Below are 11,880 nucleotides of genomic sequence, written 5' to 3'. Positions count from 1 at the left end.
GCGGCGGGCGTCTTCGCCCGATCCTGTGTGCCTTGGCGAGGAACCGACGATGGACGGAGGCAGGGCATGAATGCGGTCCCACAGGCGGCCGAGCGCGACTGGCGCACGCCGTTGGAATTGACTCTGCTGGGCGCCATCTGGGGCTGCTCGTTCCTGTTCATGCGGGTGGCGGTGCCGTCGTTCGGCCCGTTCGCCCTGGTCGAGGTGCGGCTGGTACTGGGCGCGCTGGTGCTGCTGCCGTTCCTGTGGCGTGCCCGCGCGCAGTTTCCGCCGCGGCGCTGGCTGTGGCTCGCCCCGATCGGCCTGATCAACTCGGCGCTGCCGTTCGTGCTGTTCGCCTATGCCGCCGAACAGGCACCGGCTGCGATCGGTGCGATCTGCAATGCCATGACGGTGCTGTTCGCCGCGCTGATCGCCTTCCTGTTCTTCGGCGAGAAGATCGGCATGCGCCGTGCTGGCGCGCTGCTGGTCGGTTTTGCCGGCGTGGTGGTGCTGGCCACGGCCAAGGTGTCGGGCCTGAGCATCGGCACCGCGGTGATCGCCGGCGCTGCGGCGTCGCTGATGTACGGGTTGGGCGTAAACCTGGTGAAGCGGCACATGACCGGCCTGCCGTCGGCGGCCGCTGCTGCGGCGACGTTGTCGTGCGCTTCGCTGTGGATGCTGCCAATGGCGGTGAGCCACTGGCCACAGGCGGCGATTCCGCTCAAGGCGTGGGGTGCGGCGATTGCCCTGGGCGTGGCCTGCACCGGCCTGGCGTTCCTGATGTTCTACCGCCTGATCGGTCGCATCGGCCCGTCGCGCGCATCGACGGTGACCTACCTGATTCCGCTGTTCGGCGCGGCGTTCGCGTGGTTGTTCCTGGGGGAGGCGGTGACGGTGCAGATGTTGATTGCCGGTGCGTTGATTCTGGGGAGCGTGGCGGTGAGCCAGAAGGGCTGAGGGCGTCGACGCACTGGTAGTGCCGGGCGGTGCCCGGCAGCTCTTTTCCGCGCCTGCGGGGAGGTGTCACTTTCTTTGCTCGTGCACCGCGCTGCAGGAGCAGCGTGGAACGGCGCAGCCGGCCCGTAGGGTGGCGCACATGGATGTGCGCCATCAAGAAAGTAACCAAAGAAACACGCCGCCAGGTCGCGAGCCGGTGCTGCGCACCGGTACCCTGCGCTCCTCGGCCCGCCGAGGGACGGCGCGGGAACTCGCTGCGCTCAAACACCCGCGCCTCTTCGCCCTCGCCGGACCTGCGGTGCTCGGCTCGCTCAAGGCGGACTGGAAGGTCAAGATCAACGGCAAAGGCATCCACGCATGGCGTGGATCTACTGGGTGCAGCTGCGGCCTTTGATCTGGGTCCGCCTTGAGCGAGCCGAGCATCGCAGGGGAATCAGGGGCGAAGAGGTGCCGATGTCTGAGCGCAGCGAGTTCGGCACCGCCCCCTGATTCACCGAGAAGCGCAGGGAACCGACGTGCGAAGCACGGCGGCTCGCGACCTGGCGGCGCGTTTCTTTTGGTTACTTTTCTTTTCGCGCGAAAAGAAAAGTAACGCCCATGAACGATGAAGCGCCTTCAGCACGCGTAACGTGCGGAAACCATCACCGCACCGGCACCGGAATATTGCAAAGATCGATATGCCCCGCCGGGCGCTTGTAGAAATCATCCACGCGATTGCGCCGCGCCTCCACCGTATCGGCGAAGGTCTTCGAATCGGTACGCAGCACCTGTATCGGCGTGCGCTCGGCCGCCGGCACGTCGCTTGCACGGCGGATCGACACGATCGGCGTACGCAGCTTCGGGTCGGTGTAGAAACCCATCGGTGCCGGTCCGCGCGGGGTCGCGCTGAGCAGCTCCATGCCCTTCAGCACGCGGCCGACCAGGGTGATGTTGCGGTCCAGCTGGCGCGGCGACTGGCCGGTCACCACATAGAGTTCAGCGCCGATGCTGCTGTCTTCCTCGTTGCTGCGGCCGGCGCCCAGCATGCCGTAGCAATGCGCCAGCCAGGCCTTGCCGGCCTGCGGGTCCTGGCCGACCGGGAAGCCGTCTACGAAGCCGGTCTGCGCCGCCCAGCCATCCCTGTCCGGCAACACGCTCACCTTCAGGCCGGCGCTGGCGCGTTCGAATTCGGCCGGCAGCTTGCGTGCGGCGCTGCCGAACGACTTGGCCTTGGCCGCGTCATCGGCGTCGGCATCGCCGAACTGCACCACGAAGTTGTCCTGCGAACGGTAGATGCTGGTGCCGTCCCAGAAGTGTTCGTGGGCGAAGGTCCGGATGTTGGCGACATGGCGCGGGGCGAACTGCGGCGCCAGTTCGATGATCACCCGGCCAGCCGGCAGGTCCATGTACAGCAGGTTGGCCGGGTCCGGCGTGCGCCAGTCGCTGGCCGCCGACGCGTCGAGGATCTGCTGCGGGCTGCGGTAGGGCGTGGCCGCGTTGGCCAGCGCGGGCAGCAGGCAGGCCAGGGCGAGGGCGGTCAGGGCAAGGCGACGGCGGTGCGGCATGGGAACCCCGGAACATGAACGAGGCTTCGATTCTGCGCGAGCGGCCCGGCCACGCCAACCGGCACGATGACTAACGACACATTCGCTATACCGAACTTCGCACTACTGTGGACTTCAACGTAGTGGAGGGCCGGTCATGGTCGAAGACGATGTCCACCTGAAGAAGTTCCAGAAGGAGCTGAGCGCTGGAACCGTGTCGCTGGCCCTGCTGGCGGTGCTGGCCCGGGCCGGGCAGCCGCTGTACGGCTACCTCATTGCCAAGGAGCTGGAGCGGGTGGGCGAGGGCGTGCTGAGCGGCAAGCAGAGCGCGCTGTACCCGGTGCTGCGCAACCTGGAAGGGGCCGGCCTGCTGGAAAGCCATGTCGAGCCGTCCAGCAGCGGGCCTCCGCGGCGCTACTACCGCATCAATGAACGTGGCCGCGAGGTGCTGGCGCAATGGCGCCAGGCCTGGCAGGCCACCCGCGATTCCGTCGATTCCGTGTTGGAGGGGGTACCGCAATGAACGACCCGAGCCTGGCAGGCCGTGCCCTGCCGACCACCATTCCGCAGTACCTGGCGCAGCTGCGCGCGGCGCTGGAAGGTGCCGACCCGGCGATGGTGCAGGACGCCCTGTACGACGCCGAGGAGTACCTGCGTTCGGAGCTGGCGGCACAGCCCGGCCGCAGCGAGGCCGAGGTGATCGCCGACGTCGCCGGCAGCTATGGTGCGCCGGACGAAGTGGCCGAGATCTACCGCGAGACCGAAGTGACGGTGAACCGCGCGCTGCGCACGCCGCGTGCTGATACCTCGCCGATGCTGCGTGCGGCAGCCGAGGCCAGCGGCGTCGAGCCGGCCGCGCCGCCGCCGGCGCCGGTACAGCGCTCGCTGCTGGCACGCTTCTTCGGCGTGGTGGCGGATCCGCACACCTATGGCGCGTTGTTCTACATGCTGCTGTCGCTGGCCACCGGCATCTTCTTCTTCACCTGGGTAGTGACCGGCCTGTCGCTGTCGCTGGGCCTGCTGATCCTGATCATCGGCATTCCGCTGACCGTGCTGTTCTTCGGCTCGGTGCGCGGGCTGGCATTGCTGGAAGGGCGGCTGGTGGAAGCACTGCTGGGCGAACGCATGCCCCGCCGTCCGCGCTACACCGACCGCAGCCGCACCTGGCTGCAGCGTATCGGCGACATGTTCACCGATGGCCGCACCTGGCTGACCCTGCTGTATTTCGTGCTGATGCTGCCGCTGGGCATCATCTACTTCACCATCGCGGTGACGCTGCTGTCGTTGTCGCTGGGCATGATCTGGGCACCGGTGGCGGCGATCTTCAGCGGCGATATTCCGGGCATCTATGTGGACGGCGTGAATGTGCTGCCGATGGCGGCCTCGCCGCTGGTAGCGATCGTGGTTGCCGCCGTGGGTGCGCTGCTGCTGGTGCTGACCCTGCATCTGGCACGCGGCATCGGCAAGCTGCACGGGCTGATCGCCAAGAACCTGCTGGTGCGGCTGTAACCGCGAATCCACGCTTGGGTGGGGGCCAACCTCGGTTGGCACGCTCCATCAGCTATCGAAATGCCTGACGGGCTCGGCTTTGGTAGGTGCCAACCTCGGTTGGCACGCTCCATCAGATGCCGGGATTGACGGTAGAGCGCCAACCAAGGTTGGCATCTACCAGGTCGTACCGACCAAGGTCGGCACCCACCATGGGCGAGTTACCCCGCCTTGCGGCGCAGTGGGGTCACGTTGCTCTTCTTCTTCGTGGCCTTCGCCGCCGGTGCCTCGGCATGCGCGGCGAAGAAGTCGCGCACCTTCGGGTACACCACTTCGCGCCAGCGGCGGCCGCTGAAGATGCCGTAGTGACCGGCACCTTCGACGATGAAATGCTCGCGGCGGTCTGCACTGATGCCGGTGCACAGTGCCTGCGCCGCTTCGGTCTGGCCGAGGCCGGCGATGTCGTCCAGCTCGCCTTCGATGCTCAGCAGCGCGGTATCGCGGATGGCCGACGGGTCGACCTTCTCGCCATTGACCACCCACTCGCCACGCGGCAGCAGGAAGTCCTGGAACACCACGCGGATGGTGTCCAGGTAGTACTTGGCCGGCATGTCCAGCACCGCGTTGTACTCGTCATAGAAACGACGGTGCGCGTCGGCGTCTTCCAGGTCGCCCTTGACCAGGTCGGTGTAGAAATCCCAGTGCGAGCTGAAATGGCGGCTGGGGTTCATCGACAGGAAGCCGGCATGCTGCAGGAAGCCCGGATACACGCGGCGACCGGCGCCGGGGTAGCTGGGCGGCACGGTGTGGATGACGTTGTTCTCGAACCACGACAGCGGGTTCTGCGTGGCCAGGTTGTTCACTGCAGTCGGGCTGCAGCGCGCATCGATCGGGCCGCCCATCATCACCAGCGTGCGCGGCGTCGGTTCGCCACGGCTGGCCATCAGCGAAACCGCGGCCAGCACCGGCACGGTCGGCTGGCACACGCTCACCACGTGCAGGCGCTCAACGCCAAGGTGGCGGATGAATTCCTGGATGTAGGCGATGTAGTCGTCCAGGCCGAACTCACCTTCGCTGGACGGCACCATGCGCGCATCCACCCAGTCGGTGACGTACACGCGGTGGTCGCGCAGCAGGGTGCGCACGGTATCGCGCAGCAGGGTGGCGTGGTGGCCGGACAGCGGCGCGACCACCAGCACGAACGGCTGGTTGAGCATGGTGTGCAGCTGGTCGGCTTCATTGCTGTGGCGCTTGAAGCGCAGCAGCTTGCAGAACGGCTTGCTCACTTCCTCGTGCACGACAATCGGCACGCGCTCGCCATCGACGTCGATTTCGTTGATGCCCCACTCGGGCTTCTCGTAATCCTTGCCGATGCGATGGAACAACTCGTTGACCGCGGCCAGGCGATCGGCACCCGGCATCTGCGACCACCAGTGGCCCGGGTTGGCGAAGAATTTGGCGTTGGCCTGGGCCTGGTGCACCCAGGGGGCGAGCAGGTTGCGGGTCAGTTCGTGCAGTTGATAGAGCATGACGACCGAATATGTATGGTCATATGTTGCCGCGCAGCATATCCCATCCGAGTGTCCCGCAGGTTAAGTTGGCTGAAAATAATGAATCCGGATTCACATCCGTTCCAGCGCGGCCGTATCGCCTGCCAGGGCGGGGCCGAGCCAGCAGTGCGACCCGACCGGCTGCAGGCCGTGCCGGGCCATCGCGCGGCGGTACCAGCGTGCCGGGCGGGCCTGGAAACCGTCGTGGTCGCCCTCGAATGCGTCCTCGGCGGCGAAGGTCTCCAGGAAGGCCACGCCGCCGGTCAGCTCGGCCACGCCGGCCAGGCCGGCGCGCAGCTCGCGGTCGGGCACGTAGTGCATCACGTCCGAGCAGACCAGCAGGTCGACCGGGGCACAGGGCCGCAGCCAGGCGAAATCGCCGAAGCTGGCCAGGTGCAGGTTGCGGGTCCTGCCGTAGCGGCGCACAGCGTACTCGCTGCTGTCGAAGCCGAGGTATTCGACCTTCGGACGCAGCTTCAGCAGCGGCGCACGCCAGGCGCCTTCGCCGCAGCCGATATCCAGCACGCTGCGGATCGGTCGCTCCAGGTAGTACTCGGCACTGGCCACGGCCAACGCGACCTTGCGCGCCAGGCGGGCGCTGCCGCCGATGTCGGCGCGGCGGTACCAGCGCTGGAAGTAGGCGGCGTCGTAGGTCTTGTCCATGGGGCGGTGCATGATCGGGGAAAACGGCGCCTATCGTACGGTGTTGCGGCGCGCCATGCGTCGATGTGTCGCGGCGTGCGGGACTGCAGCGGCTTCGCCACGGCATGCGAGAATGACCGCCCATCTACGCCAGCCGCCGGAGCAAGCGCATGCAGAGCTACTACTGGGTGAAGACCTTCCACATCGTGTTCGTGGTGGCGTGGATGGCGACGGTGTTCTACCTGCCGCGCATCCTGGTCAACCTGGCCGAGACCGTGGGCCAGCCGGCCGTGACCGAGCGCCTGCAGCTGATGGGCCTGCGCCTGTACCGCTTCGGCCATTCGATGTTCGGCCTGGCCTTCCTGCTGGGCCTGGTGCTGTGGCTGGGCTACAAGGTCATCCCGGATTTCCCGACCATGGTGGCGCCGGGCGGCGCTGGCTGGCTGCATGCCAAGCTGGGGCTGGTGGTGGTGCTGCTGGCGTATTTCATCTGGATCGGGCGGCTGCTGAAGGGCGTGGCCAAGGGCAGGGCGCTGCCGTCGTCGCGCGCGCTGCGCTGGATCAACGAGATCCCGCTGCTGGCGTTCATTCCGATCGTGTGGCTGGTGCTGGCCAAGCCGTTCTGAGATCCCGCTATCCGTAGAGCCGTGCTTGGCTCTTCGGGTTCGCGTGATTCTTCGCCAAAGCAGAGGCATCCACGCATGGCGTGGATCTACTGGGTGTAGCTGTGGCTTTTGATGTTCAGGTCCGCCATGAGCGAGCCGAGCATCGCAGGTGAAACAGGGGCGAAGAGGCGCCGATGTCTGAGCGCAGCGAGTTCGGCGCCGTCCCCTGATTCACCGAGAAGCGCAGGGAACCGGTGCATGGCACCGGCTCGCGTTCGGCGGCGTGTTCTTTGGTTACTTTCTTGCACGAGCAAGAAAGTAACAAGCCGAAGAATCAGGCCGCTTCGTACGTGCCGTAGCTGCGCAGGCGGGTGTAGCGCTGTTCCAGCAGCTGTTCGGTGGGCAGCTTTTCCAGCGCGTCCAGTTCGTTCAGCAGCACGGCCTTCAGGCGCTTGGCCATCTGCATCGGGTTGCGGTGGGCGCCACCGGTCGGCTCGCGCACGACCTTGTCGACCAGGCCCAGGCTCTTCAGGCGCGGGGCGGTCAGGCCCAGCTGCTCGGCCGCGTCCTTGGCCTTGCCGGCGTCCTTCCACAGGATCGAGGCGCAGCCTTCCGGGGTGATGGTCGAGTACACCGAGTACTCCAGCATCACGGTGCGGTCGCCCACGCCCAGCGCCAGCGCACCGCCGGAGCCGCCTTCACCGATCACGGTACAGATGATCGGCACCTTCAGTTCAGCCATCTCGATCAGGTTGCGTGCGATCGCTTCGGACTGGCCGCGCGATTCGGCGTCGATGCCCGGCCAGGCGCCGGCGGTGTCGATCAGGGTCAGCACCGGCAGGCCGAAGCGTTCGGCCATCTTCATCAGGCGCAGCGCCTTGCGGTAACCCTCCGGCTTGGGCATGCCGAAGTTGCGCTTGATCTTTTCCTTGGTGTCGCGGCCCTTCTGGTGGCCGATCACCATCACCGCGCGGCCGTTGATGCGGGCCAGGCCGCCCATGATGGCCTTGTCGTCGGCGAAGGCGCGATCACCGGCCAGTTCCTGGAACTCATCGCAGATGATGCGGATGTAGTCGGCGGTATACGGGCGCGACGGGTGGCGGGCCAGCTGCAGCACCTGCCACGAGGTCAGGTTGCGGAAGATCTGCGCGGTGCGCATGCGCAGCTTGTCCTGCAGCGCGTGCACTTCGGCCTCGACATTGACCGCCGGCCCGGCACTGGCGTTGCGCAGCTCCTGGATCTTGGCTTCCAGGTCGGCGATGGGTTGCTCGAAGTCGAGGTAGTTCGGATTCATCGGAAGCCGTCGTGTAAAGAAGAGGGGAATTCTAGCCGAATGCGTGCAAACCGCCCGTACGCCCTCGTCTGGAAGGCGACGGTAGCGCAGCCGGGCAGGGGGCGCCAGTCAGCCCGGGGCGTGGGCCACAGCCTCAGCTGGCCCACGGCGGGCTGTAGCGCACCTTCAGCGTGCGCACGGCCGGATCGGCGCGCAGCGCCTCCATCAGCTTGGAGTCGATGCGCACCGCGCTCTGCCCGGAGACATCAAGCATGCCGGCCACGCCGCCCTGTGGGCCCTTCAGCAGCAGGTCCAGGCGCAGCGGGGTGCGCCCCGGGCGATGGCGATCGAGCAGGGCATCGATGCGTTCCCAGACCGGGCGCTGCTGGCGCAGGTCCAGGCGCAGCGACAGCCGCGTGGCGTAGTTGGCGCAGACTTCGTCGAAATCCCAGACCTGGCGGATGCGCAGCGCGAAGCCGCCGTTGAACTCGTCCTCGCGCAGGCCGCCCTTGACCACCAGGATGCGGTCCTTGGTCATCAGGTGGCCGAACTCGGCCATCGCGTCGGAGAACGCGCTGCACTCGACGCGGCCGCGACCGTCCTCGAGCTGGATGAAGATCTGGCTTTCGCCCTTGCGGCGCACGCCGACCACCTGGCCGGCCAGCACCGTCTGCACTTCCGGGCGCCAGCGCTTCTCGCCACCGCCGCCACCGCCGCTGTTGGCGCTCCAGATCTTCTCCACCGAACCCAGGTCGTTGCCGACCAGGTCACGCACATCGTCGCGCCACGGATCAAACGGGTGGCCGCTGAGGTAGAAGCCCAGCGTGTCGCGCTCGCCGTTCAGGCGTTGCAGCAACGGCCATTCCTCGGCCTGGGGCAAGTCCAGCTGGATCGTGGTTGCACTCGGGTCGGGGCCGCCGAACAGCGAGTTCTGGCCAGACGCGCGCTCGCGTGCCATCTGGTCGGTGGCCTTGATCACCTCCGGCAGCTGCAGCATCAGCGAGGCGCGGTTGTGGCCGAGCTCGTCCAGCGCGCCGCAGTTGATCATCGCTTCCAGCGTGCGCCGGTTGAGCTTGGCCGAGCCGACGCGCGTGCAGAAGTCGAGCAGGTCCTTGTACTCGCCGCCCTTCAGGCGCTCGTCGACCACGGCTTCGCAGGCACCCTGGCCAACGCCCTTGATCGCGCCCAGGCCGTACTGGATGGTGTCCGGCGTCACCGCTTCGAACATGAAGGCCGACTGGTTCACCTTCGGCGGCAGCACGGTCAGGCCGAGGTTGCGCACCTCGTCGAGGAAGCCCACCACCTTGTCGGTGTTGTCCAGGTCCGAGGACAGCGTGGCCGCCATGAACTCGGCCGGGTAATGGCGCTTCAGCCATGCGGTCTGGTAGCTGACCAGCGCGTAGGCGGCGGCGTGCGACTTGTTGAAACCGTAGCCGGCGAACTTCTCCATCAGGTCGAAGATCGCATCGGCCTTGGCCTCGTCCACGCCGTCCTTGGCCGCGCCTTCGCGGAAGATCTCGCGGTGCTTGGCCATCTCCGCCGGCACCTTCTTGCCCATCGCGCGGCGCAGCAGGTCGGCGCCGCCCAGCGAGTAGCCGCCGACGATCTGCGCCATCTGCATCACCTGCTCCTGGTACACCATGATGCCGTAGGTGTCCTTCAGGATCGCTTCGGTGCGCGGATCGGGATAGATGATTTCTTCCTGGCCGTGCTTACGCGCGTTGAAGGAGGGAATCAGGTCCATCGGGCCGGGGCGGTACAGCGACACCAGCGCGATCAGGTCTTCGAAACGGTCGGGGCGCGCGTCCTTCAGCAGGCGGCGCATGCCCGAGGATTCGAACTGGAACACCGCGCCGGTATTGCCGTTGGCGAAGATGTCCTTGTAGGTGGGCGTGTCGTCCAGCGGGATCGCGGCGATGTCCACCGGCGGGATGCCGGCGCGCTCATGGCGCTTGTTGATCGCCTTCACCGCCCAGTCGATGATGGTCAGCGTGCGCAGGCCGAGGAAGTCGAACTTCACCAGGCCCACTTCTTCCACGTCGTTCTTGTCGAACTGGGTGACCGGGTTCTTGCCGAGCCCGTTCTCGTCATGTTCGGCGTACAGCGGGCAGAACTCGCTCAGCGGCTCCGGCCCGATCACCACGCCACCGGCGTGCTTGCCGGCGTTGCGGGTCAGGTCTTCCAGCTGCAGCGCCAGGTCGATCAGGTCGCGGACATCGTCCTCGGTCTCGTAGCGCTGGATCAGTTCGGCCGAGGCCATTTCCGAGCTGGGGCCTTCCTTGCCCTTGCCCAGCGCATCCTTCAGGTGGATGCCGAGGATGTTCGGAATCAGCTTGGAAACGCCGTCGACCAGGCCGTACGGGAAGCCGAGCACGCGGCCGGAGTCGCGCACCACTGCCTTGGCGGCCATGGTGCCGTAGGTGATGATCTGGCTGACGCGCTCGCGCCCGTACTTGCGTGCGACGTAGTCGATCACCTCGTCGCGGCGGTCCATGCAGAAGTCGATGTCGAAGTCGGGCATCGACACGCGTTCCGGGTTCAGGAAGCGCTCGAACAGCAGGTTGTACGGCAGCGGGTCCAGGTCGGTGATCTTCAGTGCCCACGCCACCAGCGAACCGGCACCCGAACCACGGCCGGGGCCGATCGGAATGCCCTGGTTCTTGCCCCACTGGATGAAGTCGGCCACGATCAGGAAGTAGCCCGGGAAGCCCATCTTGATGATGGTGTTGAGCTCGAACTCCAGGCGCTCGAAGTACTCTTCGCGGGTCTTGCCCGGCGCCAGCGGATTCTTCTCCAGGCGCTCTTCCAGGCCATCGCGCGACATCTTCTGGATCCAGGTGTCCAGGGTCTCGTCGTCCGGCACCGGGTAGTTGGGCAGGAAGTAGGTGCCCAGCCGCATCTCGATGTTGCAGCGCTCGGCCAGCGCCAGCGTGTTGTCGATCGCATCGGGGATGTCGGCGAACAGCGCGCACATCTCCTCGGCCGACTTCAGGTACTGCTGGTCGCTGTACTCGCGCGGACGCTTGGGGTCGTCCAGCACGCGGCCGGTGGAAATGCACACGCGTGCTTCGTGCGCGCTGAAATCCGACGGCGACAGGAAGCGCACATCGTTGCTGGCCACCACCGGCAGGCCGCGCTGGCCGGCGGCCATCAGCGCGAACTGGTTGAAGGTCTCCTCGCCTTCGCGGCCGGTACGGGTCAGTTCCAGGTGCAGGCCATCGCCGAACACGCGCTGCCAGTCGGCCAGCTGCTGTTCGGCCAGCTCATGCTTGCCGTCCAGCGCCAGGCGCCCGGCCAGGCTCTGCCGCCCGGCCAGCGCGAACAGGTTGGCGTTGCCGGCCTTCAGCCAGTCCGGGTGCACGGCCACGCCGCCTTCCGGGCGATGGCCTTCCATCCAGGCGCGGGTCAGCAGCCGCGACAGGCTCAGGTAGCCCTCGCGGTCGCGGCACAGCAGGGTCATCCGCCAGGGGTCCTGGCCTTCCTCGGCGATCAGCACGTCGGCGCCGGCGATCGGCTTGATGCCCACGCTTTCGGCGGCCTTGTAGAACTTGACCAGGGCGAACAGGTTGTTGAGGTCGGTCACGGCCAGCGCGGGCAGCCCGAGCTCGACCGAGCGTGACAGCAGATTGGCCTGCTTGGCCTTCTTCGGGTCCGCCTGGTCCGGCTTGGCCGGCACACGGATGGTCGAGTCCGCCAGCGAGAACTCGGTGTGGACGTGGAGATGTACGAAGCGGGAGTTGGACATGCCGGACCAGGTTGGAGCGCGCGGGCCCCGGGTGCCGACGGGGAAATCGTCGCCGGGGTCGGGAAGCGCTGGAGTGCCCGGTCAGGGTAGCGAGGGCAGGGGGTGCCGACAAGCT

The 11,880-nt window shown here is 66.9% G+C and carries 10 protein-coding genes; 5 read left to right on the top strand and 5 right to left on the bottom strand.

The window, feature by feature from the left end; genetic code table 11:
• Positions 1–66 precede the first annotated feature (66 nt).
• Together N5C18_RS01240 and N5C18_RS01235 are read left to right on the top strand one after the other, a co-directional pair.
• A complete protein-coding gene (locus N5C18_RS01240) occupies positions 67–939 on the top strand; it encodes a DMT family transporter (RefSeq protein WP_279943618.1) in 873 nt (290 codons plus the stop codon).
• 139 nt (positions 940–1,078) lie between these two features.
• Positions 1,079–1,333, top strand: coding sequence for a hypothetical protein (locus N5C18_RS01235; RefSeq protein ID WP_279943617.1), 255 nt, complete (start codon positions 1,079–1,081; stop codon positions 1,331–1,333).
• A 247-nt stretch (positions 1,334–1,580) separates the two neighbouring features.
• Here N5C18_RS01235 and N5C18_RS01230 read toward each other — a convergent pair whose 3' ends face one another.
• Complete coding sequence (locus N5C18_RS01230) at positions 1,581–2,483, bottom strand: peptidylprolyl isomerase (RefSeq protein WP_279943616.1); 903 nt, start codon at positions 2,481–2,483, stop codon at positions 1,581–1,583.
• A 136-nt stretch (positions 2,484–2,619) separates the two neighbouring features.
• On the opposite strand from N5C18_RS01230, the gene N5C18_RS01225 reads away from it, so the two are divergent.
• The gene (locus tag N5C18_RS01225; protein WP_049458153.1) at positions 2,620–2,985 is read left to right on the top strand and encodes a PadR family transcriptional regulator; all 366 of its coding nucleotides are present in this window, start codon (positions 2,620–2,622) and stop codon (positions 2,983–2,985) included.
• A complete protein-coding gene (locus N5C18_RS01220) occupies positions 2,982–3,971 on the top strand; it encodes a sensor domain-containing protein (protein ID WP_279943614.1) in 990 nt (329 codons plus the stop codon). The genes N5C18_RS01225 and N5C18_RS01220 overlap by 4 nt, the downstream gene beginning before the upstream one ends.
• Positions 3,972–4,171: 200 nt before the next feature.
• On the opposite strand, the gene phaZ is transcribed toward N5C18_RS01220, so the two are convergent.
• Together phaZ and N5C18_RS01210 are read right to left on the bottom strand one after the other, a co-directional pair.
• Positions 4,172–5,479: a polyhydroxyalkanoate depolymerase gene (gene phaZ, locus N5C18_RS01215; protein ID WP_049458151.1), complete on the bottom strand. Its 1,308-nt coding sequence runs from the start codon at positions 5,477–5,479 to the stop codon at positions 4,172–4,174.
• 93 nt (positions 5,480–5,572) lie between these two features.
• Positions 5,573–6,163 carry a class I SAM-dependent methyltransferase gene (locus tag N5C18_RS01210; protein WP_279943613.1) on the bottom strand — a complete coding sequence of 197 codons (591 nt, stop codon included), beginning with the start codon at positions 6,161–6,163 and terminating at the stop codon, positions 5,573–5,575.
• A 149-nt stretch (positions 6,164–6,312) separates the two neighbouring features.
• Between N5C18_RS01210 and N5C18_RS01205 the strand changes: the two genes are divergently transcribed.
• Positions 6,313–6,768, top strand: a complete 456-nt coding sequence (locus N5C18_RS01205; protein WP_053508248.1) for a CopD family protein — start codon at positions 6,313–6,315, stop codon at positions 6,766–6,768.
• Between the two features lie 313 nt (positions 6,769–7,081).
• Here N5C18_RS01205 and N5C18_RS01200 read toward each other — a convergent pair whose 3' ends face one another.
• Positions 7,082–8,041 (bottom strand): acetyl-CoA carboxylase carboxyltransferase subunit alpha, encoded by a 960-nt coding sequence (locus N5C18_RS01200; RefSeq protein WP_053449205.1) that lies wholly within the window; start codon positions 8,039–8,041, stop codon positions 7,082–7,084.
• Between the two features lie 133 nt (positions 8,042–8,174).
• A complete protein-coding gene (gene dnaE / locus N5C18_RS01195; RefSeq protein ID WP_279943612.1) occupies positions 8,175–11,765 on the bottom strand; it encodes a DNA polymerase III subunit alpha in 3,591 nt (1,196 codons plus the stop codon).
• Positions 11,766–11,880: the final 115 nt, after the last annotated feature.

This window comes from Stenotrophomonas sp. GD03930 (genome assembly GCF_029839665.1).
GTDB classification, from domain to species: Bacteria; Pseudomonadota; Gammaproteobacteria; order Xanthomonadales; family Xanthomonadaceae; genus Stenotrophomonas; species Stenotrophomonas forensis.
The sequence above is the reverse complement of the archived record's forward strand: the minus strand, read 5'-3'. Positions and strand labels throughout refer to the sequence as shown.

Excerpts from the sequence above, each read along its gene's own strand:
- N5C18_RS01240 (WP_279943618.1), top strand. The coding sequence starts at position 67 with ATGAATGCGGTCCCACAGGCGGCCGAGCGCGACTGGCGCACGCCGTTG.
- N5C18_RS01235 (WP_279943617.1), top strand. The coding sequence starts at position 1,079 with ATGGATGTGCGCCATCAAGAAAGTAACCAAAGAAACACGCCGCCAGGT.
- N5C18_RS01230 (WP_279943616.1), bottom strand. The coding sequence starts at position 2,483 with ATGCCGCACCGCCGTCGCCTTGCCCTGACCGCCCTCGCCCTGGCCTGC.
- N5C18_RS01225 (WP_049458153.1), top strand. The coding sequence starts at position 2,620 with ATGGTCGAAGACGATGTCCACCTGAAGAAGTTCCAGAAGGAGCTGAGC.
- N5C18_RS01220 (WP_279943614.1), top strand. The coding sequence starts at position 2,982 with ATGAACGACCCGAGCCTGGCAGGCCGTGCCCTGCCGACCACCATTCCG.
- phaZ (WP_049458151.1), bottom strand. The coding sequence starts at position 5,479 with ATGCTCTATCAACTGCACGAACTGACCCGCAACCTGCTCGCCCCCTGG.
- N5C18_RS01210 (WP_279943613.1), bottom strand. The coding sequence starts at position 6,163 with ATGGACAAGACCTACGACGCCGCCTACTTCCAGCGCTGGTACCGCCGC.
- N5C18_RS01205 (WP_053508248.1), top strand. The coding sequence starts at position 6,313 with ATGCAGAGCTACTACTGGGTGAAGACCTTCCACATCGTGTTCGTGGTG.
- N5C18_RS01200 (WP_053449205.1), bottom strand. The coding sequence starts at position 8,041 with ATGAATCCGAACTACCTCGACTTCGAGCAACCCATCGCCGACCTGGAA.
- dnaE (WP_279943612.1), bottom strand. The coding sequence starts at position 11,765 with ATGTCCAACTCCCGCTTCGTACATCTCCACGTCCACACCGAGTTCTCG.